Raw genomic sequence first — 25,196 nt, forward strand, 5'->3', positions numbered from 1 at the left:
CTTAGTCGAAAGGACGAATGACGTGCGGATTCCCCGGCCTACCTCGATTAATTTCGGCCTGGCGCTCGCCCTACTCCTGGCAGGACAATTCCTTCCGGATCCCCTCACCAACCCCGTCCGGCTGCTTCCAACCCAGCACTCCTTCGAACTCAGCTACGAGCCCGTGGCTGCTCGGCTTTTCGACGCCACCAGCTTCAATGTGGGCACCTCCCCTGAGTGCCCGGACGCCCCCCGCCCCTCCCTGAGCTGTTTCGTGCACCCTGCGACACTGCACCGCAAGCAAACGATTTCTTACTCCGCAGGGCGTAACCGGAAAGAAACGGTGCAGACTTCCCAGGATCGCATCACCACGGACTCTGGCGCAACCGTTTTTAGTAGTCAAGACACGGCCACTTTGATGCGTCACTCCTCGATCCCTCTCGATGAGGCCCTGGCCTCTACAGTGGAGCACTCCACGATCCCAGGGTTTGACCGCAACTTGGTGGGGGAAAACCGCACCGGGCTGCAGTTCACCTTCCCCTTTGCCAGCGAATGGCGTTCCTACCAGTACTTTGATTCCTTCGGTCATTTTGCTTACCCGATTGATTTCCAAGACCGGGAAGACTTTGACGGCACCACCGTCTACCGCTTCCATCAACAGCTCACCCCGCGTCAATTGGGCGCTTTTAGCGCGACGGGCAGCGCCGAACAATACTATTCCCCGACCGAGATGACGGAGCTCGGGCTGAAACCACAGGATGCGGTGTTCTTGAAACAGTTCTATGCCGCCCAACGCACTGTGTGGGTAGAGCCCAAGACCGGAACGGTGCTCAACATCGTGGAGGAACCGCGCTCCTTCCTGGCCCGCAATATGGAGGAAGCGACACGAACCGCACCGGATTCCCCCCGAGTGCTGTTCTCGGCGACGTTCGCGCTGGATGGACAGTCTAAGGAGCAGCAACGGGATAAAGCCAGCGCCGGGGTCCACCGACTCAAGGCCATCGAAGTACTGCGCTACCTGTGTATCTTCGGCGCCGTCGTCTTTGGAATGTGGGGGGTGAGGACCTGGCGAAGGAACAGCTAGCGCCACATTTCCTCCGCACCGCTGGGATGTGCGCCTGGGTCGTCCTCCTTGTTGGCATGTTGCTGTGGCCCCTGGCCCAGCCAGGTGCGTTGCTGCACCGTGATATGGCGGTCCTGGCGCACCCGGCGCTGTCTCCTGCTGCGGTGGGTTTCGGCGATTTGCCTGCCCGCAACGCTCCGCAAGATGGCGTCTTGGCGCTCAGCGGTTATGCGGTACCGGCCGAATGGGTGGCACGGTTATTGTTGCTGGCCAGCGCGCTGTTCGGCGCGTGGGGCGCGGTGCGAATCACCCGGCACGTGGCTGCCTCCACCTGGGCGAGCGTACTGGTAGTGGCCCTCACGGTGGTCAATCCTTTCGTGGTTGAACGACTCCTGCAGGGGCAGTGGAGCTTGGTTATCGCCGCCTGGTTGCTGCCAGGGGTTGCTTTGTGGGCGATGACCAACGAGATGCGCTTGTTGTTACCGGCGCTATGGCTGTGTTCGATCACTCCCACGGGCTGCGTGGTAGCCGTCGCGGTGGCGCTTGTCCTCACCCACCGACGCGTTATCGTTGCAGGCTACGGGCTCTTACTCGCGCTCCCTTGGCTGGTGCCCAGCTTGCTGTCTCCTTCGTCCGCAAGCGCCACCGGGGCAACAGCCTTCGCTGTGCGCGCGGAGTCGCCGTTTGGTCTCGCAGCGTCTGTAGTGGGCTTGGGCGGAATCTGGAACGACGCGGCCGTCCCCAATGCCCGCGCCGGCCTAGCGACGCTTGCTAGCGCCCTGCTTTTCTTCCTCTTGCTCACTGCTTGGCGGCGCATCCCGCGGTGTGTACTGGTCTTGGCCGGGTCAGCGCTGGTACTTGTACTCATTTTGAGTTTCTTCCCCATGTTGTCCGTGTGGCTGGTAACCACAGTCCCGGGGGCAGCGATGTTTCGCGACACTCACAAACTCTTGTTATTTGCGCTGCCGGCTTACGTGTTTCTGGCCGCTAACCTTCGCCCGCGCACGGTGGCTGCCATAGCTCTGGGGTTAAGTCTGTTTGGGGTCTGGGACACTCCGCACGCGGTGGGAGTGCTCCGGCCGAGTCCCGAACCACAGCTCGGCCACCTGGTGGCACAAGCTGACGATCGCGACGTATTTGTCCCTACTGCGAGCGCGGTGGTACCCCACCGCGCAGATGTGGTGGTCAACCCGCTTTCCAAAGCGGTTTCCCTGGTGGAAAGCGGCGCGTTGAGTGTGGACGGAGTGGTGGTGGATCCGCCGTCGGCTCGCCACCAAGCGGCGGTGAACTGTTGGAAGACCCGGGATCTCGATTGCTTGCGCTCCCTCAACATCGGGATGGTGGCAACGCCGACGGAAATCATCGATTTGGGTGGTCGCCCGCACCACGATTGGCGATGGTGGCTAGGCTGCACGCTAACCTGCGCGTGGTTGTTACTCGGCTCGGCGGGCCTGTTCTTCCAACAGCGCCGCAAATTCTGCGCCCGTTGATTCCCAGGAGAATCCCGCAGCGCGACGCCTGGCCGCATCGCCCAGCAACTGGCAGCACTCCGGGTTGCGGATGAGCTGGGAGGTGGCGTCGATAAGCTGGGCTTTGGTGTCCACCAACAGCCCGGTGACCTGGTCAACCACGCTGTCGCGCAGGCCGGATGAGCTGCGATAACCCACGGTAGGCACGCAGTGCTGCGCGGCCTCGACGACGGCCAACCCCCAGCCTTCTTTACGGCTCGGCATGAGGTGAATCAGGGCCCGCGCCAGTAGTTGGTGTTTGCGTTGCTCCGTGACCTGGCCGTGGAAGATGACCCGTCCCTGCACACCCAGTTCATGTGCGTAGGTACGCAAGTGTTCCTCCCACCAACCTGAACCGATGATGTCGAGGTAGATGTCATGCTCCGGAGCGAGCGCGGCCACCACATCCATCGCGTGTTCGAGTTGTTTGTGTGGCACCAGTCGACTCAGCGTAACCAGGCGGAGTTCCTTAGGAGTATCTGCGAGGTGGGGTGCGGGATCGATGCCGTTGCGGATGATAGTGATGCGTTCCGGAGCGACTCCCAGTGCGCTCAACTCCGTCGCGCTAGGTTGGGACACCGTCACATACTGCGAATGGCGATACACCCAGGGCGCGACCCGGCTTTCCAGGAACCACCCCAGGCGGGCGAGGAACGGGCCCGCCACCGGCCACTGTTCGCGATGACAGTGATGGGTGAGCAGTACTGTTGGTCGACCTGCGAATACTCGGGCGAAGAAGGGAATGCCGTTTTGGGTGTCCACGATGACGTCGACGTCGCGGTAGGGCCCGCGACGGATCCGCGCCAAGGACAGCAAGAATGCAGCGTGAATATACACGGTCAAGCGCCCGCCACCCCGATGAAAGTCCACCCCTTGGCTACGCTCACGACGCCTCGCCCCGGGGTACCGAGCCGTGCGCACGATCACCTCGTGGCCCTGGTGGCTCAAATACTGTGCCACGCGTTCCAAATAACGCTCACTGCCCCCGCCCTGCGGGTGGTGAGTATCGCGCCAACACAGCATAAGAATTTTCATGACAACCTTGCAGCCTACAATGCTTCTGTGCACTTCCTTGAGACCACCCGCCGACGCGCCACCCTGCATCGCTCGCTCAGGCTCCTGCGGTCGTTTCCACAAGAGCAGGCCGATCCAGCAAAGTTCTACACGCAGCTTGCCGACGACACCCAGCAGCTCATCGCGACGCTGTGGGCAGACAGCATCGGCACGCCACCAGCAGGGGCAAGCGTTCTTGATGTTGGTGGAGGCCCGGGATACTTCGAGCGGGCATTTGCTGAGGCCGGCTGGCAGTACTTCGCCGTGGAGCCTTCCGTTTCCGAATTGTCCGCGGCGGGCGCAGTGTGCGCCACAACCGCGCGTGGCGATGGCCGGTCGCTGCCTTTCGCAGACGACTGTTTTGACGTGACTTATTCATCCAACGTGGTGGAACACGTCTCCTCCCCTTGGGACATGGGTGAAGAAATGCTGCGCGTCACCCGACCTGGGGGCTTGGTTGTCGTGTCTTATACCGTCTGGTTAGGCCCCTTCGGTGGCCATGAAACTGGCTTGTGGGAGCACTATGTGGGCGGGGATTTTGCGCGACGTCGCTACGAAAAGCGCCACGGCCACCCGCCGAAGAACGAGTTCGGCAGCTCGCTCTTCGCGGTGTCTTGCGCAGAGGGCCTGCGGTGGGCTCGAGGGTGTGGCGCCGAGGTGATTGGGCTGTTCCCGCGCTACCACCCGGCCTGGGCGTGGTGGCTGGTGCGGGTGCCGGTGCTGCGGGAATTTCTGGTGTCTAATTTGGTGATCGTGCTGCGTGCCTGACTGACGCTTAGATCACCAGGCCCAACAGCAGCACGCAGATGAGGCCCACCACGGACAGGATGGTCTCCATCAGCGACCAGGTTTTAAAGGTCTGCCCGATTGTCATGCCGAAGTATTCCTTGACCAGCCAGAAGCCCGCGTCGTTGACGTGGGAGAGGAAGACGGAGCCTGCGCCGATCGCCAGCACCAGCAGGGCGATATGGGTATCAGTCATGCCAGCTGCAGCAACTGGAGCCATGATGCCCGCGGTGGTGATGGTGGAAACTGTCGCGGAACCGGTGGCCAGGCGAATCGCCACGGCGACCAACCAGCCGGCGAACAGTGGCGACAGTGGAGCGCCCTGGATCCAGGCACCGATGACCTTTGCCACGCCGGTGTCCACCAGCGTCTGCTTGAAACCGCCACCAGCACCGACGATGAGCAAGATGCCGGCAATCGGGCCGAACGAACCGCCGACGATGCTGGAGATTTCCTTCAGAGACTTACCGACGCGCAAGCCGAGAACCACCATGCCGAAAAGGACCGTGATCAGCAGTGCGACCAGCGGGGAACCTGCAAAGTCGAAGAAAACGCGAACGCCATTCTTCTTGTCCAGGCCGATCGTTTCGGTGACGGTGCGGGCCAGCATGAGGACCACGGGCAGCATGATCACGGAAATGGCCGTCGCAAAGCTTGGGCGCTGAGAGCGGTCCGGCTTCTCTTCGGAGTCGAAGCTGGCAGGAGCCTCTATCGGCACCCACTTGGCCATGATCTTGGCGGCAAAGGGACCGGAAATAGCGACAGTCGGGACGGCGACCAGGAGGCCGAGGCCCAGGGTGAGACCGAGGTTCGCGTGCAGGGCGTCAATAGCGATCAGCGGGCCAGGGTGCGGCGGCACCAAACCGTGCAGTGCGGACAGGCCGGCGAGTGCTGGGATACCGAGCAGGATCACTGGAATCTTTGAACGGCGCGCGACCAGCATGACCACCGGGATCAGCAGCACCAGACCAACCTCGAAGAAGAGCGGAATACCGATGATGAAGGCCAGGGCCGCCATCACCCACGGCAGCTTGCCGACGGTCGTGCGGTCGAGGAAGGTATCGACGATCTCATCGGCACCCCCGGATTCCACCAGCAGCGCACCAATCGCAGCACCCAATGCGATGAGCACACCCACGCCTGCGACCGTGGAGCCCATGCCCGAGGAAAACGCGGTGAAGGTCTTGCCCAACGGCACACCCGCGGTCAGAGCCATGACGGCCGAGCCGAGCATCAGGGACAAGAACGGGTGAATCTTCGCCCAAGAAATCAGGCCGATGATGGCAAAAATACCGAGGCACGCTGCGAAGACGAGCTGGCCGCTAGGGGCTGTCGTCAATGGGGTGGCATCGGCTGCAAGAATGCTATGCAACATTAAATTTCCTTCAGGTTGAGGACGGCCAGAATCTGATCGGCAAGATCCCGCGGGCTCGCCTCGATGTTCAACGCGAGGCCGTTTTCGTCGGCTTCCAGTGGCTCGAGTGTCGCGAATTGCGATGGCAGCAACGAAGTTGGCATGAAGTGGCCGGCACGGTGCGACATGCGCTCGCCAATGAGTTCGATCGGGCCGTCGAGATGCACGAACAGTACGGTCCCCTCGGCCTCGCGGAGGAGGTCACGGTAGGAGCGCTTGAGTGCGGAGCAAGTCACGATACTGCTGCGCTTCTCGACGGCCTGTGCACTCATCCAGTCGCGCAACGTGCGCAACCATGGCCAGCGATCATCGTCGTTAAGTGCATGACCGGCGGCCATCTTCGCCTTGTTTGCTTCAGGATGGAAGTCGTCTGCTTCGGCGTAGGGCCAGCCAAGCTGGTCATGGAGCAGGCTAGCTACTGAAGTCTTCCCGCTGCCACTGACTCCCATCAGGACGACATGGACAGGTTGCTCAACCTCCATTGTCGACACCTCAATTCTTCAAATGGGTCGTTAAAATTGTTATATCCATTTGACCATGCAAGTGCCAATACAAAGAATTCTCACTAGGTGATTGTTTTCACTTGGAGAGTTTCTTGCGGGACTGATGCTGACCAGAGCTATTGAGTCTCAGAATTTCGGGTAATTGCCCCCACACGGCCGGTCAATCAGGTTAAAACCCCGTATTGCAATTTATGCCTAACCTTTACCAACCGGTTATAGACATGTGATTGCATTAGCAAATCGACGGTTTTAGGCTGGGCAGTGCCATGAGGCATGAGGCTCACCGACCAGGGAGGAACCTTTGAAAAAACGCGATGCCGTGTGCAATTAGCGCTCTCTTGATTGCGCTTGCGGCTTGACACCCTATGAACGCGGCTACCGCTAACAACTCGATTCCAAGTAGCCATGCCACCTATACCGTGACCCGCACCAGCGAGTACGGCTCAGAACTCAAGGTTCAGGATGCACGCGTCGAAAAGCATGGAACTGACGTTGTCATCATTGGAAAAACGGCTACCAGGAGAACATTTCCGAGGAGCTCACGGATTATCCATACGTCACGGCAACCATGGGCAATAGCACAACTGTCCAATTTGCGCTCAGCGAAGAAAAGATTCGGAAAATTGAGTCAGGTGTTTCGATGTGGGACGTCAGCTGGAAATGTGCCCTCGATACCTGGGGTACCGAAGCAATGGCTGGTTCCGTTGCGGTTATCGGCGTAGACACCGCAGCCGGACTGGTAGCTGCTTCAGCCCTAGGAGGGGCAGCTGCCGGTGCAGCAGGATCTTGTTTCAGCTAACCAAGAGTGAAAGGCCCGCCCATTAGTATTGTTGTAATCTTTGCGGTCGTCATAGCATCGCTCGGCATCCCCAGACTAATTCAGTTGACTAACTCAGCCTCGGCTCGCGAAGTGACGAGCATTGTTTTTGCAGTTGCTAGTATCGCCTTCATTATCGTCGCCTATCGTGCGAACATGCCCATGTGAATTATTTTGATCGCTATGCTTTCGACGGTTCTTTTTGCTGCTGTCGGAATCGCGCTTGGATCGAAGCGATAAGAAAACCCCGCCCCCTACCTCCAGGAGTGAACTGGCCCCCGGAGGGCTTCGCTGCTAGGGTGTTCTGCTTAACACGGTCGTCCCCGTAGAAGCCGTTGTTGTCGGACTGGGAGCACTGTACCTGTGCGGTGGCGTAACGCAAGGATGGGCCCACCTCGTCGATTTCCAGCCCAAACACGCTGCACTTTTTCACCCTCACGGGTTTCATAGGAACGTTGTTGGAGGTGCCCCTTGAGCGCTGGGGTGCATCGTTTTGGTCAGGGGTATGCGCAGAACTGGCTAACCGCGGAATTGAAGACGTCTTCATCGTTGCCTGCGACGGGCTGAAAGGTCTGCCGGAAGCTATTGAAGCGACCTGGCCGCACTCGCTGGTGCAGACCTGTGTGGTGCATCTGATCCGTAACGCCAACACATACGTCGCCTACGGTGACCGCAAAGCCGTCTCCGCCGCGCTGAGAGAGGTCTACACGGCAGTCAATGAGACCGAAGCACGCAGCGCGCTTAACCGGTTTGCTGACAGTGACCTCGGTAAGAAATACCCACAATCTGTCTTGGTATGGGAACGCGCCTGGGAGAGGTTTGTACCGTTTCTGCAGTTCACTCCTCAGGTGCGGAAAATGATCTACACGACCAACGCGATCGAATCACTTAATAGTGAACTGCGTAAAGCCACCCGCAATCGCATCCAGTTCCCCAACGATATCGCTGCTGTAAAAGCGCTGTGGTTGACGATCTGCACGATCGAAGACAAACGAGCACTCAAGCGTGCAAAGAAAGCGAAAGGGGCACCGAAACCAGATAAATCAGGACGCATAATCGAAGGGAGAACAACCGTCGGCTGGATGGAAGCACTCAACCAAATGATCGTCGCCTACCCCGACCGATTCGCCCCATACATCTAGAAAACAAAACACCACACACAAAAAACTTGACACGCCCTGGTCGGTAGCCACCAACCAGTCCGTACCGATACCTGCTCATCCTTGATGTGTGCTGGGCGCACACGTGCGGTAGGGCTGGCGTCGCAACCGTAAACAAAGAGAGCAAGGGAACCGCCAGGTTCCCGCGCTAGCCCTCGAAACGATCCGATTCCATTGGGGCGAGATTCGTTAGGAAAGGGCCGGTTACTACCGGAAACATATGTTTCTACGGTTATATAGTTATAGGCGACCTGGGCAAATACCTAAACCCGCTGGTCAATCCCTGTGGATAACTGCAACCGTGATGTTAAATCAGCGCAACCTGACCAGCGGAAACGAAAGCACCCCAGAGTGGGGTGCTTGGTGTTAGTCTCGATCGCAAAACCCTCAGCATTAGGAGCGGAATTGCTCCAGGCGTTCACTTCCTCTTATGCGAAACGGATTCACTCAAATGCTCTCGAAATGAGCCTGTGTCACTTTTAAGGCGGGGGTATCTGTTCAGATACTTCCTGGTCCATCACGAATCTAGATCTACTATTTCCAGTTATTCTTTAGTCAATCACTTGTTTGGAGATCGTGAAATCTAGATCTTCCCGTTCGAAAGGTGGAGTAATCCATTGAAGTCTATTGGCTCTCATTTGGTGTCAGCTCTAGGTATCGGGGCCACCGCTCTCATTGGGGTGATGGCTGCAATCGCCCCAGCCTATGCTATTGAAACCGTCCCTTCCGTAGCTTCTGAGCAGAATAAACCAGCTGATTTTTGGTTTACCTCAGAAGAGGGAATCCGCACTTTCGACATCGAGGAAAATGTTCTTGTTCCTCATCTTCTCGCTGGTGACCAGATCAAGATTGAAGGAAATATTATTAATGCTTATAACGCACAGGGAAAACTTGTTGCAAGCATCAAAGCAGATCTTCCTGAGGGGCTTGTCCTAAAGTACACCGACGGCGTAATCTACGCGGGCAGCGAGAGCGGAGACGCCCCACGTTGTATCGATAACAAATGGATATCTTTGGGTATTAATATCGCTGCCGATGCATTGGTTTGTGCTCCGCTAGGAGTCGCAACTGGTGGTGCAGGCGGTTTTGCCTGCGGCGCAGCTGTAGGCACTGGTATTACAGCAGCCAGTTGCTAGTAATTGATGCAGAGATAGGAAGGCATTTAAGAAATGGGTGAAGTATCGGGCGGAACTGTTGTAAAGACCCCAGCAGGGTTGAAGGTTCCTTTGTTTCTGTATGCTGTAGCAATTGCAGTGCTAATCTCTGCCGGATCAGCGGCTGCACTTTATAAAATTAACTACCCCTGGTGGGTGTGGATTGTAGAGGCATTGATCCTTTTGCCTATTGTTTATGGGATTTCTCATAAACTGACCAGCGCCGATAACTCTGGCGACTATGTAATTGTTAGCCGCCCGAAGGTAATTTCATTTGCCACAATTTCAGCAGTTGTGATCGCAATCTTGATTATTGTCGCCGTTGTCTTGTAAAAATCTGTTCTCTTTTTAGCGAGGCATAGTTTATTCTGCGTTGCCGACACAGGGTTTACTTCTTTATACCTAGAAGAAGTAAACCCTGTGTCGGCTTGTTTAATAGGTTTAGTGACTCTTCGCAATATGTAGGGAGATGGCTGGGGTGAGGTGAAATCTGCGAAACACTAACCTGCCCAAACCAAAGCCTACTGTGCACATTAGTAATAACATCCCAGATGATGTTGTTTGTGGTACCGCCGAATTCGGCATCACCATACCTGGCTCAGCAGACGCCGGGGACTGCATCGTCGTGGTCTAAACCGTGAAGAGTCGGTTTCTTAAAGGGAAACTCTATGGTCATGTATAAAGCGGACGATTACTAGAATCATGTGTAAGAAAGGTGCTTGACGACTAGTTCTACTCGGTTAGATACGCCATATTTGGCAAAGAGTGATGAGATTGTTTTTCTAATCGTGATTTCTGCAAAGTTTAATTTATGGGCAATTTGTATGTTCGTGTTCCCTTCGCATAGAAGGGTAATGACTGCTTGCTCCCGTGAAGTTAGATTGAGGAATTTGTGAACCTCTTCGAATGATTTATTCGTTGAAGGAGTATCGGGCAGTAATCTCTGGAGACAGTCAGGAGAAATACTTGTTCCTCCATTAAGCGCGTCGCGAAGAGAAAAGATAATAGCGTTTGGGGTCTCGCCTTTGATGATGTAACCCACAGCGCCGAGACGAAGAGCTTGGACCATGGTTTCATCAGTGTCGTAGGCGGTCATCGCAACGAACAAAGGGGGAGAATTGAGTCTTTGTACACAATGAAGTAATTCAATTCCATTCATGTCAGGCATATGTATATCTGACAAGACAAGATCGCAGCTATGGGCGTTTAACCATTCTACGGCAATTTTTCCAGTAGTGGCAGTGGCCACAATTTGTAAATCATCCGTTGTGGATAGATAAATCGGAAACCCCTCGAGGACTGTGGGGTCATCATCAACGAGAAGGATGCGATTGGGCATCATTTGCACCAGGGGTGGGGGTGTCCGCTTTTGCACCCCAGCAAATCAGGGATTACCTGGTAGATACTAATTGCTGGTTGTGTGGCTGACTGTATCGACGTAGTCGATTGGGCAGTAGCTATAGGAGGGAATATAGAACTCACGATTAGCACGAGAGTGATAGGGAGAAAGTTTCTCATAATCTATTCTTATACACCTCACCGTTCAATAGCAAGAGTTATCTTCCACTGTTTGTTTGTTTGTTGAATAGTCATGACTCCGTTGATGGCAGCGAGTCTTTTACGGATTGACTCGAGGCCTAACTTGCTGGAGTTTTTTATGTTGTGGTTTGGGGAATATTCATTGGTCATAGTTATTTCGATGCGTTCGTTGTCAATGAATGCGGTGAACAAGATGGTGGAACCTGGAGCAGCATATTTGATGGCATTGGTGGCAATTTCATGTAGGCACTGATGGAGAGCGCGGTTAATGTGTTCCTGACTGGGGAAAGATGTAAGTTCTGTAGTGGTCTGGACATTAAAATTGTGGGAGCGTAGGAGTTCGGTAACTTCGTGGAGTGTTTCATTAAGGGCTGGCGCAGGGCGGCTGGTTGTTTGATCTATTGGTTCGTTTAGCTCCTGAAGCAGGGTTCTAGTGTCCGCCATCGTTTTACGTGCGAGTTGTGCACAGGTTTGTAGCTGTGAGGCTTTATCTGGGGTGGTGATCGCCAGGGCTTCGAGACGTACTGTTAGAGATGTAAGGTCTGCGGCAACAGTGTCGTGCAGAAGTGCTGCGAGCTCGCGTCGTCGTAGATTACTTGTTTCTTCACGTCTCCGCTGTTGTCTGCGGGATCTATCTATCCACCATCCGATTGCGGAGGCGAATGCGAGCATCGCGGTAAAGACGATGAATGACTCTGGATCACCTTCTAAGCGATGGTGTTCCGGAGAGTAGAAGCCGAGTAAAACAATTAGCGCAGCGAATGTAAATCCGGTTACATGCTTATGTTGGGCTACAAGAATCGCCAGCAGCACTATAGCAGTGAGAGTAAGAATACCTGGATTGAGCTTGCTGAAAGCAAGAAAGGTAAATAATAAGAGGTAAAACCACGCTGCGGCGCGGGGAGAGAAAGCCGCGAACGGAACACAAAGAACTAAAACAAGATAAAGAAATCTAGATGGGGTTCCTACAGGGGAAACGACGAATACACTTAGAGCCCACAGAAGAAGCATCAGGATGCACAGGGCAGTTACGAGTGTAAAGCGAACAGATTGGTTTTTGTCAAAGACCACACAGATAGCATAAACGTCATTAGGCGCGGGATTTATTACGAAGACCTACTCCGTAGGCTGAAGTGTCCCAGGTTTTGTTCCGTTTGAGTAGATGGGAAGATCTGGAACATGTCGAAGAAATTTGATCAGGATGCGAAGGACCGTGTGGTCCGCCTTGTTGAGGATCGCATCCTGGCGGAGGGTATCTTCATGCAGGAAGTGTGCAAGATCGTGGCCCCGAAACTGGGTGTTTCGTGGCACACTGCCCGGTAGTGGGCTCAGGCGGTTCGTCGCGAAGGCCGGGCAACTGATCCTGTGCCTGAAGATCTCGTTGCAGAGGTGGCCAAGTTGCGTCGTGAGAATCAGGAGCTTCGCGACACTAACGAGTTGTTGAAGGTCGCGTCAGCTTTTTCGCATCCGAACTCGACCCCAAACGTCGGAAATGATCGAAGTTCATCGATGAACACCGGGATCGTTTCAGTGTCGAGTTCATATGCACGACGTTAAACACCCACAGTGAAGGCGGTTTTCTCACCTCTCGTGGGTACCGCCAATCCAAAGCCCGTGGCCTTAAGTGCTCGCAGCCTTCGTGACGCCGCACTGGTAGAGCACATTAGCGAGGGTCACTCCGCGAATTACGGTATGTACGGCATCCGCAAGATGTGGCACGTTCTACGCCGCGAGGGAATCGACATTGGACGTAAGCAGACTGCCCGCCTCATGCGCCTTGCTGGAGTCAGTGGAAAAGGTAAAGGCCGGTCGCCTGTGACAACTCGCAGGCCCACAGGCCCGGATAATCGCCTTGACTTGGTGGGCCGTGTTTTTCATGCCCCTGGGCCGAATCGGTTATGGGTGGGGCGACATTACCTACGTACGTACCAGTAACGGGTGCGTCTACACTGCTTTTGTTACCGATGTGTACTCCCGCAAAATTGTCGGATGGGCATTATCCGATACGATGCGGACTTCAGGCATTGCCGCTGCAAGCACTCAACCAGGCGATTGTATGCGCGCAGGAAACAACGGGACTGATTCACCATTTAGACCACGGCTCGCAGTATGTGAGCATTGTCTACAATGAGCGTCTTGCTGAGCATGGAATCACTGCCTCTACTGGGACAGTCGGTGACTCCTATGACAATGCTTTGGCTGAGAACGTCAACGGTTCTTACAAAAATGAGCTAATTCATAGGCGGTCGTGGACTGACGTGGTTGACGTTGAGATCGCGACGTTTGAGTGGGTCTCGTGGTGGAACGAATCACGGCTTCACCAAAGTCTCGGTTACCGTACGCCGGCAGAGGTAGAAGAAGAGTTTTGGACTGGCAACCCAAATCACGAGAGAATGGAAATCAAGGTAAATGCCTAGGAACAAAACCCGGGGCACTTCAGTTGCGGATTGCCCGTCCATTCGGATAGCGCATCGATGCAGCGGTGATTTGGGTAGACAGGTGGGTGCCGAACCGTGCACGCAGGGCAGGGTTGAGATCGTCGACGTTCTCGGCCATTCCGATTGGTTCGATTAGCGTGTCCCATATTGTGCGAGCTCAGCATCGTCTGCAAACATCGGTTCCGCCAGTACTAGGAACGCAAACGCGCCGAGGGCAAACGCCACAACGCTGCACTTATTTGCTTAGCCCGGCGTCGGTGCAACGTCATCTTCGCGTTGCTGAAAACAAGGAGTTTTTCCGCGAAATACCTCCCCGAGTAATCGCTGCGTAAAGCAAACGCAGAGGCCGGCGAGCTACCACTCACCGGCCTGCGAAGCATGCCTTCTAGCGCACCCCCACGTTTTCATTTTCCAGCGCAATTGCCGGGGTTGACAAAAACATAGGGACACCCCCAAGAAACGGTACACGGCGTGGGCAAGTGATGTTACCGAGTTTCGCATTGCCCGCACCAAGGTCCACCTATCGCCGATCATGGACCTCTAAGACCGATCGATCGTGTCGTACAGCGTGTCTACCTCACCGAACACAGCATTTACATCACAGTCATTGCGCCATGCTATTGCACAACAATCCCCAAATGAAGGATTGCTTGTGCACATGAATCAAGGATTCCAGCACCAGCATTCCAGCTGGCGTGACCTGATCAACAGCATCGGTGGCGTGCAGTCAATGTCCAGAAAAGGCGACTGGTACAACAACGAACACATCCAAATACGACTCAAGGGCCTGACACCGATGCAATATCGGAGCCAGGCCCTTAAGCCACTAACTGCCTAGATTTAAACCAGTCCAACAACCGGGGCCGGGTCAAGAAAAGGAAAGGCCAGGTTTCGGTTGTGGAGTCAACTAGGAAGCGTCTTGAATGCGCTTCTTCAAAGCCTCGAACTGAGAGTGAATCTCTGCCGGAACCTTTGGGCCGAGGAAAGTCAGCCACTCTTCGTTGTCGGCGATGTCATTAGCCCACTGTTCCGCAGGTGCGGTCAGGGCTTCCACGACGTCGTCAAGCGGGGTATCGAGACCGGTCAGGTCCAGGTCCTCCACGCGTGCGGTCAGGCCAGCGACGGTTTCGTCGGCTTCAACGCGTCCCTCGACGCGGTCGATGATCCACTTAAGGACGCGAGAGTTGTCGCCGAAGCCTGGCCACAGGAAGCGACCATCTTCGCCGCGGCGGAACCAGTTGACCAGGAAGATCGCTGGCATCTTGTCGCCACCCTTGCGCCCCATGTTGATCCAGTGCTGCAGGTAGTCACCAGCGTTGTAGCCGATGAACGGCAGCATTGCCATTGGGTCGTGGCGTAGCGCGCCGACCTTAGCTTCTGCGGAAGCAGCCGTCTGGCCGGATGCCAAGAGGGTACCGATCATGGTGCCATGCTCCCAGTCGAAGGCCTGGGTGACCAGCGGCACTGTGTCTGGACGGCGACCACCGAAGAGGATGGCGTCGAGGCGAACACCTTGCCAGTCGTCGTATTCCGGAGCGGCCACTGGGCTCTGCGCGATAGGCACGCAGTAGCGGGAGTTCGGGTGGGAGGAAAGCTCGTCGGACTCAGGAGTCCAATCGTTGCCCTTCCAGTCGATGAGGTGCTGCGGGTCACCTTCCAGGCCTTCCCACCAGACGTCGCCGTCGTCGGTAAGCGCAACGTTGGTGAACAGCGCGTTGCCTGGCTCCATGGTCTTCATGGCGTTCGGGTTCGAAGCATAGTTAGTGCCCGGAGCAACGCCGAAGAAGCCGTTTTCTGGGTTGACGGCGTAGAGACCGTCTTCACGCAGGTGGAGCCACGCGATGTCGTCACCGACGACCTCGGCCGACCAACCTTCGATGGTTGGCTGGATCATCGCGAGGTTCGTCTTGCCACATGCGGATGGGAATGCGGCCGCGATGTGGTAGTGCTTGCCCTCTGGGGAGGTCAGCTTCAGGATGAGCATGTGCTCAGCCATCCAGCCCTCGTCGTGCGCCATGGCGGAAGCGATACGCAGCGCGTAGCACTTCTTTGCAAGGATGGCGTTTCCGCCGTAGCCGGAACCGTAGGACCAAATTTCGCGGGTCTCTGGGAACTGGGTGATGAACTTAGTGTCGTTGCATGGCCAAGCAACGTCTTCCTGACCTGGCTCGAGTGGGGCACCGACCGAGTGGAAGCAGTGGACGAAGTCGCCATTAGTACCGATCTTGGCGAGGGCCTCTGCGCCCATGCGGGTCATGATGCGCATAGACATCACGACATAGGCGGAGTCGGTGAGTTGCACGCCCAGCTTAGGGTTCGGATCGTTGATTGGCCCCATGCAGAATGGCACCACATACATGGTGCGACCCTTCATCGCACCCTTGTAGTGCTCCAGCATTTCTTCCTTCATTGCTGCTGGTGGCGCCCAGTTGTTCGTTGGTCCTGCGCCTTCCTCAGTCTCGGTGCAGATGAAGGTGCGGGATTCGACGCGCGCGACATCGGAAGGGTTAGAGCGAGCCAGGTAAGAGTTTGGTCGCTTTTCCTCGTTGAGCTTGATGAGCGTGCCTGCCTCAACTAGTTCAGCGGCAAGGCGGTTCCATTCTTCATCGGAACCATCGGCGAAAACTACGCGCTCAGGTTCGAACAACTCGACCGCGTCCGCAATCCAGCTCAGCATTTCTTGGTTATCGGTTGGTGCGGTGCCTTCAAGGCCCTTAATTGCAGCAGCGGTCATCGCTTCTCCTGACTTGGGTGGTTATCGCCACTTCCCGCCGCAAGGGCGAAAAGTGACGGCAACCGTCTCGTGGTGGCGTTCTCATAATCCAGACTAGTCATAAATTTTTAACAATTTGCGTAGTCAAACACAATGAGATTGAGACTACCGCCACAAAAATGTCATTACCAGCGAGCTACCCCCATTCGACACAGGCCCAACCACCTGCACCGATGACAGCCCCTGGCGCCGATCCCCCCTTATCGGGGGCAGAAATGTTGGCATCACCACCACCTCGCTCCTGGGTGATGTCTGATAGCTCACCCCACCCCCTATTGGCGGGAGACTCAAGGTTTTCGCCACCATCCTGACGCTGAAAAACCTGATAAGAGCCACCATATTCCAGCGTGGATACCTGATCAACAACCCCGTCGCCATCCAAGTCCGCATAAACGGTCATGGCATGCGCCCCATATTCCGTGTGCATCTCGTTGCCACCGGCCGGGATTTCAAACTGTTGACCATCGGCCTCAAAGAGCAGTCCGCCGTCGCCAAGATCACCCACAGCAGCTACGAGCCCAATGCAGTTTTCCCACCACTTTTCCATTGCTCCCCCTGCTATTCAGCTAGCTCGGACATCGCTCGACGCACCCATAGGGCACCTGGCGAGCAAGACCGACTCTGCGCCAGCCTGACCAACTCCCCCCGCGCCCAGTTTTTTCGTAGCTGCGTCAATTTCACGGCCGCGCGAGCAAACACAACAGCCACCACAACAAGCACCAAAAGCACGCCATCCAAAACTCGACTAAACCCCACTCCCACCGCACAGGTTATAACCACTAGCTCGATTGCTAAGGTTGCATCCCACTGCCACGGCGGCTCCACGCCAAACGCCCGGCAGCCTGCCACTGGATCGTGTTCCCACCCCGACCGGTTCTGCGAAGTCTGCGTAGCTTCCAGCCGACGCACCGCCGACTCCCAGCGCTGCAACTTTGGCTCCGGCAGGGGCGCCACCGCAGGAACGCACGCTAGCCGGCGCACCACCTCCTCCACCTGCTCAGCTGCACACTGCACCGCACCCGGCACAACAGGAGAGGAAGCCCGGCTCGTCGAAACCACTTCCACCAGCCGACCGACCCCAGCAAAGGCCGCGCGCAGTTCGGCAACCTCCGCCGATTGCCATCCCGTCTCCGGCCGAACTGCCACCACGACGTCGACATCTTGCTTCCCGCGCGCAAGGATCATGCCCGGCCAAGCTAGCTGTCCACCGACTAGCGCCACCCGAGGTGAGCCAACGGCAGTGTTGAGCGAGGCGAGGTCCTGCCTGAGGGCGTCGATAAGCGGTGCACAGGCCGTCGCGTGTAAGGCAGTGAGCTGGCCGATAAGGTGACGACCTCGCGCACCAGCGACCAACTCGGGTGCCAGCTGTGCCCAGCGCGCGTCGATCGTCGCCACCGACTCCACAACCTCGAAGTGCGCCGGGCCGGCCAGGAGCCGATCACGCATCCGAGCTGTGATGGGCGCGGCATGCACCAAAAAGACCACGTCCGCACCCGCACACCCAGCGGGCCACGTGGCGCGCACCGTCCGCACTCCGGGTAGGCCCAAGCTTATTGACGTGTGCAGCGTACACGCCCCAACCCGTGGTGGCTGGGTGAGTTGTTGCAAAAGATCGTCGACACGTTCCAACAGCAGCGGATCTTCACTCGGCGCAAACTCCGCGGTGGCGTGCACAAAATATGGAAAATAGTTACTCAATAAGGAAGCCACTGACCCGTCCCCCGATGGCAGTAATTGGCGAGCAAATTGGCGCGCTTGTTGGCGAGCCCACCGCGCGCTAATCCACCATCATTGCACCCCAGAAACACAACCTCTGCAACCGCTGGAGCTGCCCGTGTTGAAGAAGTACCCCGCGACCGGGCAAAATAAACGAGATGAATATTTCCGATACTTCTAATTCCCCAGAAAATCCAAATTCCCACCCCGAAAACTCCGAACAACCGGTGGGAAGCTTGCCATTCGGTCGGCCGCTCCAGTCCGAATTCAACGACGGCCTCGACTATCCACGCCTCGGATCCGTGAGCTTCCGACGCGGCACCCTCACCGAGAACCAAGAGAAGATGTGGGAAGAAAACTGGCCCCGCATCGGCACAGTGCTTTCCGACGAGCTGATCGACATCGACCAGTGGTTTGGGCGAACCGGAGCGAAAACCATCCTTGAGATCGGCTCCGGCACCGGAACATCAACCGCAGCGATGGCCCCGCTGGAAGCGGACACCAACATCATCGCCTGCGAGCTGTACAAGCCAGGACTTGCCAAGCTCATGGGTGCTGCCGTGCGCGAAAACCTCGACAACATCCGCATGATTCGTGGCGACGGTGTCGAAGTACTCAATCGAATGTTCCGCCCTGCCTCCCTCGACGGCGTACGCATTTACTTCCCAGACCCCTGGCCGAAGGCCCGGCACCACAAGCGCCGCATCATCCAATCCGGCGTGCTGCACTTGATCGCTACTCGCCTGAAGCCAGGCGGTGTCCTCCACGTCGCCACAGACCACGCTGACTACGCCGAGTGGATCGCTGAATTGGTCAACGTCGAGCCCCTCCTGGAATTCCGGGGCTGGCCGTGGCCGGAGTGCCCACAGCTCACCCATCGGCAAGTCATCACGAAGTTTGAGGGCAAGGGTCTGAAGAAAGACCACGTCATTACCGAATTCCTCTGGCAGCGCACCGACCAGCCAGCAGCTGAAACGGAGCACACCGATGTCTAACGTGCATGAATTCACCCACTACTATGGCGATGCTCCTGTCGACTACCAGCTGCCACCAAACCTGCTCTTAGTGTGGGACGCCCCGAACCTCGACATGGGCCTCGGCGCAATCCTTGGCGGACGCCCAACTGCGGCCTACCGCCCGCGTTTCGACGCCATCGGCCGCTGGCTCGTCCACCGCGCCATCGAGCTATCGGAGACTTCCGGGGAACATATCGAGCCAGAGGCGACTGTCTTTACCAATGTGCAGGCCGGTGGTGCAGATGTCATGCGTCCCTGGGTCGAGGCGCTGCGCAACGTTGGTTTCGCCGTGTTCGCCAAGCCGAAGACGGAGCATGATTCCGACGTAGATCCGGATATGATCGCCCACATCAAGCGTCGACACGGCGAAGGCGTCCTGCGGGGAGTCATCGTGGCCTCCGCCGACGGGCAAAACTTCCGCGAAACGCTGATGGAGCTAGTGGCCGAGGGAATCCCGGCCACCGTGATTGGGTTCCACGAGCACGCGTCGTGGGCCGTCGCCCACGAGGACATCACCTTCATTGACCTGGAAGAAATTCCTGGTGTCTTCCGCGAGCCCCTGCCGCGAATTAGTCTTGACTCGCTTCCCGAAGAAGGCGCCTGGCTGCAGCCGTTCCGCCCCCTCTCCGCGTTGCTTGCGCACCGATAGATTCTTAACCCCGAAAACGAAGGGAACAACACCGAAGTGTTTTATCGTTGGGGCGAAATTGCCTATCGATTCCGAAAATTCGTGCCCGTGGCGATCATCGCAGGTATTCTGGCACTCTTTGCCCTGGAAGGAACCCAGCTAGGGATCCGAATGAGTCAGGAAGGTTGGGATGATCCCCGATCCTCCTCAACCCGCGCGGCACACATTGAGCTGGAGACTTTCGGTCGGGATAATTCCGGCGATGTCATTCTGCTGTTTCACGCCCCCGACGGCAAGACGCTGGATGACCCAGCGGTCTTCCAGCAGGCAAACACCTACTTGACCCAACTCAAGGCGGAAAACCCCGAGCAAATTGCTCATGTGACCAGCTACTTCGAGAAGAAGAACCCGAAGATGGTCTCCCCCGACCACCGCACGGCCTTCGCTGCTGTTGGCTTGCAGGGCGACGGCGAACAAACGCTAAAGTCCTTCCGCGCAGTGGAAGACAAGCTGACCCCTAGCACCGACCTGGGTGGCGCGAAGGTGGAAATCGCTGGTGCCACCGCCGTTGCTGATTCCCTAGATGAGGGAATGGCCGGCGACATCAAACGCGCCGAAGTCGTCGCACTTCCCGTGGTCGCTGTTTTGCTGATCATCGTGTTTGGCTCCGTCGTGGCCGCCGGGATGCCATTGATCGTCGGCGTCCTCTCCATCCTCGGTTCGCTGGGCGTGCTAGCTATGCTGGCCAGCCACACCCAGGTGAATGTATTCGCCCAGTCAGTGGTGACCCTGTTGGGACTAGGCCTTGCCATTGACTACGGCCTATTCATGGTCTCGCGCTTCCGCGAAGAACTCGCTGCGGGAAGAGACACCAAGACGGCTGTGGCCAACACCACGGCCACCGCCGGACAAACCGTGGTGTTTTCGGCGGGTATGGTCATCGTCGCGCTGTCCGGCCTGTTTGTCTTCCCACAAGCATTCCTCAAGTCAATCGCCTACGGCGCAATTTCAGCTGTGGGGCTCGCAGCGCTGCTCTCCATCACGCTGCTACCCGCACTGTTTGGCTTGTTGGGCGCAAACGTGGACAAGTGGTCCATCCGCAAAACTGCCAAAGATGAAAGCCAATGGGAGTCCACCATCTGGGCGCGCATCCCAGCCTGGGCCATCAAGCACTCAAAGCTGGTCACCGTCGGCATCGTTGCGGTCCTACTTGGGCTCACGTTGCCGCTGGCAGGCGTGAAGTTTGGTGGCATCAACGAAACCTATCTGCCTCCAAATAATGCAACTCGTCAGGCACAGGCCACCTTCGACGAAACGTTCCCCTCTTTCCGCACCGAGCCGATCAAACTCGTAGTCACCGGCGCAGACAACGCCCAGCTGGCGCAGATCTACCAGCAGGCGAACGCAGTCGAGGGCCTCACCGGCCGATTCGCCCCAACTAAGCCCACCAAGGATGGCACCACGGTGCTTTCCGCAGGCATCCAGGATCGCAGCCGGAACGAAGACGTCGTGAAGCAGCTGCGTGCGCTGGAGCTGCCAGATGGGGTCAACGTCTACATCGGTGGCACGCCAGCACTGGAGATCGAATCGATCGAAGCACTTTTTGAGAAGTTGCCGTGGATGGCCATTTACATCGTGGTGGCTACGTTTATCCTGATGGCGCTCGTATTTGGTTCCCTGATCTTGCCGGCCAAGGCAATCATCATGACCATCCTGGGCCTGGGCGCGACGCTGGGTATCCTCACCGCGATGTTCGTCGATGGCATCGGTGCGAACATCTTCAATTTCACCGCTGGGCCATTGATGTCGCCAGTATTGGTGCTGATCGTCGCGATTGTCTACGGGCTGTCTACCGACTACGAAGTGTTCCTGGTCAGTAGGATGGTCGAAGCTCGTCGCAAAGGCGCGACCACCGACACCGCCATCAAGTTTGGCACCGCCCATACCGGTTCAATCATCACCGCTGCCGCCCTGATCATGATTGTGGTTTGTGGCGCATTCGGGTTTTCGGAAATCGTGATGATGAAATACATCGCCTTCGGCATGATCGCAGCCCTAATCCTCGACGCCACGATCATCCGCATGCTGCTGGTCCCCGCTGTCATGCACCTGCTGCGCGAAGACAACTGGTGGGCTCCGCGCTTCGTCCAGGTCGCCGCCGACCGCATGGGCCACGGCAAACAGCCGGCAACTGTAGCGGCACCGGCCGCCGTGGCAGTACCGACGGCACCGGCCGCCGAACCGACTGCCGCAACTGAGCCGGCCGCGCCGGAAGAACACCCCATCGACATCCCACTCGAAGACCTCGACGTAGACACCACCCCCGTGCGTGGTGGCCGTTCCGTTGACGCTGACTCCGAGCTCATCCCGTTCTCCGAACTGATGAAACGCCTCCAGCAGGACTAACAGATGACTCGCACCCCAGCCCGCAGCCACGCGGTCCTACCCCGTGTGCTTCGGGCGGTCTTTTCTTTGGCAGTTCTAGCTGCACTGGCATGGTTCTTCAAAAACAACATGCCGATGGTCCGCCAAGCCTGGGATGCCGTCACCAGCGCCGATCCCGAATTTGTTGGCCTTGCCGTCATGCTAGTTTTGCTCTCGATGTTCGCGATGGCCGAGGTCATGTACCAGCTGATGCGTGCCGGTGGTGTGGACGTACGGCGTCGACAAGCCCAGGCATTGACCTTTAGCGCTAACTCCTGGGCCAATACGCTACCCGGTGGCCCGGCTTTATCGACGGTCCTCCAGTTCCGGGTCCAGCGTTCGTGGGGCGCTTCCGTGATCGTCATATCCTGGTTTGTGCTCCTCTCTGGCGCCGTGTCGACAATGTGGTTGGTAGTCCTCGGGCTGGGATCGATTGTCTTCTTAGGCGCTTCCCTGTCGCTGTATTCCCTCATTGGGGCGGGCATAGCCATGGCCTTGCTGGCCGGCGCGGTGCACTGGGCATCGGTTCACCCGCTCACGCTGGAGAAATGGACGTTGTACGCGTTGCCGCTCATCAACCGCCTCCGGCGCAAGCCCGCTCACTACGGAGAAACCGAAATCGCTGCCCACATCCGGCAGCTCGACGCAGTGCGGCTTGCTCCCGGTCGATTCGCCTGGGTGGCGCTGCTGTCTTTGGTAAACCGGGCGTTGGACCTTGCGACTCTCTGGTGTTGCATCGTCGCGGTGACGTCGAACGCCCCCTTGTGGCCCGCAGGTGATTCGGGCACCGACCTCGCTGGCGTCACGCTCGCCTACGCCACTGCGAAAATCGTTGGTGCCACCGGCATAACCCCTGGGGGCATCGGCCCCGTGGAGGCCGCGCTCACAGCCACGCTGGCGGGCGTGGGCATGACCGCGGGGTCAGCCCTGGCGGCCGCTTTGGTATACCGCCTTGTATCGTTTATTTTGCTCACCTTGGTGGGCTGGATTATCTACGCCATCGGATTGAAAGAGAAGCAATGAAATCTGCAGCCTTTGTTTTCGACGTCATCGCCATCATCGCCTTCGCTACATTCGCGCGGCTAGCGCACCAGAGCGAAGACATGCCGTTCGGGCTGTCGGGAATCCTCGAGACGGTATGGCCCTTCCTGATCGGCGTGCTCATTGCGTGGGCGACTTTCCTCGCCAGGAAGCGAGTCGCCGACACCCTGCCCTCAGGGGTCATCGTGTGGGTCTGCGCAGTAATAGCCGGTCTGGGAATATGGGCGGTCAATCACGGGCGGATTCCGCACATTTCTTTCGTCATTGTGGCCACGGTGATGTCTGGCCTGCTGTTGCTGGGCTGGCGCGGAATCGCCCGCCTTGCCACCCGTAACTCCCGCAGAGCCGTCTAGACCGCCACAGCGACAAAACCCGCATCAAACCAGCCATGTCGGCGGTTGATGCGGGTTTTGTGGCCAAACGGCAGCAAATTAACGGGTGAATGCTCCGTTGGCTGCGCGCAGAATGTTATCCAGGAACAAGAAAAGCAGGCCGATGATATCGCCGGCGAGGTCTACTGCGGTGCTGAGCATAAGAACGTATCTCCTCTAAAGTAATCAAATCTAGGAACTGCTAGGTACGTCGCACGCAAAGCGGGCAACGTTACGGCGACAGCTACTAAAACTATCAGAGTGGCATAATGGTATGCTTCTTTGGCAGATCTTGTTCCTGTTTGGTTTCAAGCTGGCGGAGGGCCTGACGGAGGGCCAACCTGGTGGAATTGGGCTCAATCATCGCGTCAATATAGCCACGTTCAGCAGCCACGTACGGCGAGGTCATGTTCTCGTCGTAAAAGTCCATGAAGACCTTCTTCATGTAGGCACGCTGGTTCTCATCCTCAATCTTCGCGAGCTGCTTGCCCTGGATCATCACCACAGCCGCAGCAGAACCCATGACGGCGATCTGCGCGGTCGGCCACGCCAAGTTGATGTCACCGGAGAGGTTCTTGGAACCCATCACTGCATAAGCCCCGCCGTAAGCCTTGCGCACGATCAGGGACACCTTAGGCACAGTTGCCTCGACCAAAGCAAAAGCGAATTTAGCTCCGCGGTGGATCAGGCCGGCCTTTTCCTGGGCCACACCAGGAAGGTAGCCAGGGGTGTCCACCACGTACACCAGCGGGATGTTATATGCATCGCAGATGCGGATGAAGCGGGCACCTTTGTCGGCCGCGTCGGCGTCGATACAGCCGGCGTTTTCCAGGGGTTGGTTCGCCACGACTCCCACCGATTTGCCGTCGATACGCGCAAATGCGGTAATGAGGTTCGGAGCGAAATTCGGCTGGATCTCCAGTAGATCGTCGGAATCAAACAGCTTAGCCAGCAGATCGTGCATGTCATAGCCGGCGTTGGTGTCGTTGGGCATGAACACGTCGAGATCTTCAGCTTGGGACACCGCGTCGTCGGACGGTGCCCAGAATTCTGGGCCCGGATCATTGCAGGTGGAGGGCAGGTGGTCGAGGAGATCCTTGACGTAGTTGAACGCGTCTTCCTCGTCCTGAGCTACATACGATACGTTGCCGTTGAGTTCCTGCTGGCGAGCGCCACCGAGCTCAGCGGAGGTAATTTCCTCACCGGTGACTTCCTTGATTACCGCCGGCCCCGTGACGTACATTTCCGCGCGACCATCCACCGCGACCACAAAGTCAGTGGTCACCGGTGCATACACCGCGCCACCGGCGGACTTACCCATCATGATCGAAATCTGCGGGCTACGGCCCGAAAGCGGCAATTGTCGACGCGCGATTTCGGAATACATAGCCAAGGAGGTCACAGCATCTTGGATGCGGGCACCACCGGAATCCTGGATGCCGATGACTGGGCAACCGATGCGGATAGCCATATCCATGACTTCGCACACCTTGCGGCCGAAGGTTTCGCCCACGGAGCCACCATAAACGGTCTTGTCATGGGCATAGATTGCTACAGTGCGCCCTTCAATCCGGCCGTAGCCGGTGACCACACCATCGGAATACGGAGCTTCCGGGTCGTCCGGGGTACGCCCCAGCGCACCGATTTCGACGAAGGTACCTTTATCCAGTAGACGTTCGATACGCTGGCGGGGGGTGGTCAGGCCAGCTTCGTCACGCTTGGCACGGGCCCGCTCGCTGCCCGGGTCCTGCGCCTTTTCTAGGCGCGCGCGCAAGTCGGCGAGCTTTTCCGCGGTGGTATGTCCAGTCACTAT

22 protein-coding genes and 4 pseudogenes are annotated in these 25,196 nt (G+C 57.4%); 17 read left to right on the plus strand and 9 right to left on the minus strand.

The window, feature by feature from the left end; genetic code table 11:
• Nucleotides 1-22: 22 nt before the first annotated feature.
• Both CEPID_RS11135 and CEPID_RS11140 read left to right on the plus strand, forming a co-directional pair.
• Nucleotides 23-1,063: a porin PorA family protein gene (locus CEPID_RS11135; RefSeq protein WP_047241019.1), complete on the plus strand. Its 1,041-nt coding sequence runs from the start codon at nucleotides 23-25 to the stop codon at nucleotides 1,061-1,063.
• Complete coding sequence (locus CEPID_RS11140) at nucleotides 1,030-2,532, plus strand: hypothetical protein (RefSeq protein WP_144413521.1); 1,503 nt, start codon at nucleotides 1,030-1,032, stop codon at nucleotides 2,530-2,532. Before CEPID_RS11135 ends, CEPID_RS11140 begins: the two co-directional genes overlap by 34 nt.
• Here the strand turns inward: CEPID_RS11140 and CEPID_RS11145 are convergent.
• Nucleotides 2,476-3,585, minus strand: a complete 1,110-nt coding sequence (locus CEPID_RS11145) for a glycosyltransferase family 4 protein (RefSeq protein WP_047241543.1) — start codon at nucleotides 3,583-3,585, stop codon at nucleotides 2,476-2,478. The genes CEPID_RS11140 and CEPID_RS11145 overlap by 57 nt on opposite strands.
• A 27-nt stretch (nucleotides 3,586-3,612) precedes the next feature.
• On the opposite strand from CEPID_RS11145, the gene CEPID_RS11150 reads away from it, so the two are divergent.
• Entirely contained in the window at nucleotides 3,613-4,371 is a 759-nt protein-coding gene (locus CEPID_RS11150; protein ID WP_047241021.1) for a class I SAM-dependent methyltransferase, read from the plus strand.
• Between the two features lie 7 nt (nucleotides 4,372-4,378).
• Here CEPID_RS11150 and CEPID_RS11155 read toward each other — a convergent pair whose 3' ends face one another.
• Together CEPID_RS11155 and CEPID_RS11160 are read right to left on the minus strand one after the other, a co-directional pair.
• Entirely contained in the window at nucleotides 4,379-5,764 is a 1,386-nt protein-coding gene (locus tag CEPID_RS11155; RefSeq protein ID WP_047241022.1) for a GntP family permease, read from the minus strand.
• Nucleotides 5,764-6,285: a gluconokinase gene (locus CEPID_RS11160; protein WP_047241023.1), complete on the minus strand. Its 522-nt coding sequence runs from the start codon at nucleotides 6,283-6,285 to the stop codon at nucleotides 5,764-5,766. The genes CEPID_RS11155 and CEPID_RS11160 overlap by 1 nt, the downstream gene beginning before the upstream one ends.
• A 661-nt stretch (nucleotides 6,286-6,946) precedes the next feature.
• Here CEPID_RS11160 and CEPID_RS13375 point away from each other — a divergent pair.
• The 4 genes and pseudogenes from CEPID_RS13375 (at nucleotide 6,947) to CEPID_RS11185 (ending at nucleotide 9,770) form a co-directional block, all read left to right on the plus strand.
• The gene (locus CEPID_RS13375) at nucleotides 6,947-7,105 is read left to right on the plus strand and encodes a hypothetical protein (RefSeq protein ID WP_158408050.1); all 159 of its coding nucleotides are present in this window, start codon (nucleotides 6,947-6,949) and stop codon (nucleotides 7,103-7,105) included.
• A gap of 500 nt (nucleotides 7,106-7,605) precedes the next feature.
• Nucleotides 7,606-8,265: pseudogene (locus tag CEPID_RS11175) on the plus strand (IS256 family transposase); the annotation flags it as partial.
• 635 nt (nucleotides 8,266-8,900) lie between these two features.
• A complete protein-coding gene (locus CEPID_RS11180; protein WP_201775202.1) occupies nucleotides 8,901-9,419 on the plus strand; it encodes a hypothetical protein in 519 nt (172 codons plus the stop codon).
• 33 nt (nucleotides 9,420-9,452) lie between these two features.
• A complete protein-coding gene (locus CEPID_RS11185) occupies nucleotides 9,453-9,770 on the plus strand; it encodes a hypothetical protein (protein ID WP_047241026.1) in 318 nt (105 codons plus the stop codon).
• Nucleotides 9,771-10,137: 367 nt separating this feature from the next.
• Here the strand turns inward: CEPID_RS11185 and CEPID_RS11190 are convergent, their stop codons facing one another.
• On the minus strand, nucleotides 10,138-10,776 hold the full coding sequence (locus tag CEPID_RS11190) for a response regulator transcription factor (RefSeq protein WP_047241546.1): 639 nt from the start codon (nucleotides 10,774-10,776) through the stop codon (nucleotides 10,138-10,140).
• Between the two features lie 197 nt (nucleotides 10,777-10,973).
• Nucleotides 10,974-12,047, minus strand: coding sequence for an ATP-binding protein (locus CEPID_RS11195; RefSeq protein WP_083984460.1), 1,074 nt, complete (start codon nucleotides 12,045-12,047; stop codon nucleotides 10,974-10,976).
• A gap of 62 nt (nucleotides 12,048-12,109) precedes the next feature.
• Here CEPID_RS11195 and CEPID_RS13440 point away from each other — a divergent pair.
• From CEPID_RS13440 to CEPID_RS13215, 5 genes and pseudogenes are all read left to right on the plus strand, one after another.
• Nucleotides 12,110-12,299: pseudogene (locus CEPID_RS13440) on the plus strand (hypothetical protein).
• Between the two features lie 369 nt (nucleotides 12,300-12,668).
• The gene (locus tag CEPID_RS13750; RefSeq protein ID WP_407921626.1) at nucleotides 12,669-12,911 is read left to right on the plus strand and encodes an IS3 family transposase; all 243 of its coding nucleotides are present in this window, start codon (nucleotides 12,669-12,671) and stop codon (nucleotides 12,909-12,911) included.
• A gap of 29 nt (nucleotides 12,912-12,940) precedes the next feature.
• Nucleotides 12,941-13,393 (plus strand): integrase core domain-containing protein, encoded by a 453-nt coding sequence (locus CEPID_RS12995; RefSeq protein ID WP_158408052.1) that lies wholly within the window; start codon nucleotides 12,941-12,943, stop codon nucleotides 13,391-13,393.
• Nucleotides 13,394-13,609: 216 nt separating this feature from the next.
• A pseudogene (locus CEPID_RS13605) lies at nucleotides 13,610-13,735 on the plus strand (IS110 family transposase); the annotation flags it as partial.
• Nucleotides 13,736-13,862: 127 nt separating this feature from the next.
• Nucleotides 13,863-14,252, plus strand: a pseudogene (locus tag CEPID_RS13215) (transposase); the annotation flags it as partial.
• Between the two features lie 69 nt (nucleotides 14,253-14,321).
• On the opposite strand, the gene CEPID_RS11215 reads toward CEPID_RS13215, so the two are convergent.
• The 3 genes from CEPID_RS11215 to CEPID_RS11225 all read right to left on the minus strand — a co-directional run bounded on the left by CEPID_RS11215 (nucleotide 14,322) and on the right by CEPID_RS11225 (nucleotide 17,897).
• Nucleotides 14,322-16,148 carry a phosphoenolpyruvate carboxykinase (GTP) gene (locus CEPID_RS11215; protein WP_047241029.1) on the minus strand — a complete coding sequence of 609 codons (1,827 nt, stop codon included), beginning with the start codon at nucleotides 16,146-16,148 and terminating at the stop codon, nucleotides 14,322-14,324.
• Between the two features lie 175 nt (nucleotides 16,149-16,323).
• Nucleotides 16,324-16,734, minus strand: a complete 411-nt coding sequence (locus CEPID_RS11220; RefSeq protein ID WP_052843555.1) for a hypothetical protein — start codon at nucleotides 16,732-16,734, stop codon at nucleotides 16,324-16,326.
• An 11-nt stretch (nucleotides 16,735-16,745) separates the two neighbouring features.
• Nucleotides 16,746-17,897, minus strand: a complete 1,152-nt coding sequence (locus tag CEPID_RS11225) for a hypothetical protein (protein ID WP_144413524.1) — start codon at nucleotides 17,895-17,897, stop codon at nucleotides 16,746-16,748.
• 170 nt (nucleotides 17,898-18,067) lie between these two features.
• On the opposite strand from CEPID_RS11225, the gene trmB reads away from it, so the two are divergent.
• Genes trmB through CEPID_RS11250 form a run of 5 tightly spaced genes read left to right on the plus strand, consistent with a single transcriptional unit; the run spans nucleotide 18,068 to nucleotide 23,365 of the window.
• On the plus strand, nucleotides 18,068-18,898 hold the full coding sequence (gene trmB / locus CEPID_RS11230) for a tRNA (guanosine(46)-N7)-methyltransferase TrmB (protein ID WP_407921627.1): 831 nt from the start codon (nucleotides 18,068-18,070) through the stop codon (nucleotides 18,896-18,898).
• Nucleotides 18,891-19,568: an NYN domain-containing protein gene (locus CEPID_RS11235; protein ID WP_047241032.1), complete on the plus strand. Its 678-nt coding sequence runs from the start codon at nucleotides 18,891-18,893 to the stop codon at nucleotides 19,566-19,568. The genes trmB and CEPID_RS11235 overlap by 8 nt, the downstream gene beginning before the upstream one ends.
• A 36-nt stretch (nucleotides 19,569-19,604) precedes the next feature.
• Nucleotides 19,605-21,953: an MMPL family transporter gene (locus CEPID_RS11240; protein WP_047241033.1), complete on the plus strand. Its 2,349-nt coding sequence runs from the start codon at nucleotides 19,605-19,607 to the stop codon at nucleotides 21,951-21,953.
• Between the two features lie 3 nt (nucleotides 21,954-21,956).
• Entirely contained in the window at nucleotides 21,957-22,994 is a 1,038-nt protein-coding gene (locus tag CEPID_RS11245) for a lysylphosphatidylglycerol synthase transmembrane domain-containing protein (protein WP_047241034.1), read from the plus strand.
• Complete coding sequence (locus tag CEPID_RS11250) at nucleotides 22,991-23,365, plus strand: DUF3054 domain-containing protein (RefSeq protein ID WP_047241035.1); 375 nt, start codon at nucleotides 22,991-22,993, stop codon at nucleotides 23,363-23,365. The genes CEPID_RS11245 and CEPID_RS11250 overlap by 4 nt, the downstream gene beginning before the upstream one ends.
• A 274-nt stretch (nucleotides 23,366-23,639) precedes the next feature.
• Here CEPID_RS11250 and CEPID_RS11255 read toward each other — a convergent pair whose 3' ends face one another.
• Nucleotides 23,640-25,193, minus strand: coding sequence for an acyl-CoA carboxylase subunit beta (locus tag CEPID_RS11255; protein ID WP_047241036.1), 1,554 nt, complete (start codon nucleotides 25,191-25,193; stop codon nucleotides 23,640-23,642).
• Nucleotides 25,194-25,196 lie beyond the last annotated feature (3 nt).

It is taken from the genome of Corynebacterium epidermidicanis (genome assembly GCF_001021025.1).
GTDB classification, from domain to species: domain Bacteria; phylum Actinomycetota; class Actinomycetes; order Mycobacteriales; family Mycobacteriaceae; genus Corynebacterium; species Corynebacterium epidermidicanis.

Bases quoted from the DNA above. Each gene is read 5' to 3' on its own strand.
- CEPID_RS11235 (WP_047241032.1), top strand. From the start codon at position 18,891: ATGTCTAACGTGCATGAATTCACCCACTACTATGGCGATGCTCCTGTC.
- CEPID_RS11160 (WP_047241023.1), bottom strand. From the start codon at position 6,285: ATGGAGGTTGAGCAACCTGTCCATGTCGTCCTGATGGGAGTCAGTGGC.
- CEPID_RS13750 (WP_407921626.1), top strand. From the start codon at position 12,669: ATGTACGGCATCCGCAAGATGTGGCACGTTCTACGCCGCGAGGGAATC.
- CEPID_RS13375 (WP_158408050.1), top strand. From the start codon at position 6,947: ATGTGGGACGTCAGCTGGAAATGTGCCCTCGATACCTGGGGTACCGAA.
- CEPID_RS12995 (WP_158408052.1), top strand. From the start codon at position 12,941: ATGTGTACTCCCGCAAAATTGTCGGATGGGCATTATCCGATACGATGC.
- CEPID_RS11215 (WP_047241029.1), bottom strand. From the start codon at position 16,148: ATGACCGCTGCTGCAATTAAGGGCCTTGAAGGCACCGCACCAACCGAT.
- CEPID_RS11250 (WP_047241035.1), top strand. From the start codon at position 22,991: ATGAAATCTGCAGCCTTTGTTTTCGACGTCATCGCCATCATCGCCTTC.
- CEPID_RS11220 (WP_052843555.1), bottom strand. From the start codon at position 16,734: ATGGAAAAGTGGTGGGAAAACTGCATTGGGCTCGTAGCTGCTGTGGGT.
- CEPID_RS11145 (WP_047241543.1), bottom strand. From the start codon at position 3,585: ATGAAAATTCTTATGCTGTGTTGGCGCGATACTCACCACCCGCAGGGC.
- CEPID_RS11245 (WP_047241034.1), top strand. From the start codon at position 21,957: ATGACTCGCACCCCAGCCCGCAGCCACGCGGTCCTACCCCGTGTGCTT.
- CEPID_RS11185 (WP_047241026.1), top strand. From the start codon at position 9,453: ATGGGTGAAGTATCGGGCGGAACTGTTGTAAAGACCCCAGCAGGGTTG.
- CEPID_RS11190 (WP_047241546.1), bottom strand. From the start codon at position 10,776: ATGCCCAATCGCATCCTTCTCGTTGATGATGACCCCACAGTCCTCGAG.
- CEPID_RS11155 (WP_047241022.1), bottom strand. From the start codon at position 5,764: ATGTTGCATAGCATTCTTGCAGCCGATGCCACCCCATTGACGACAGCC.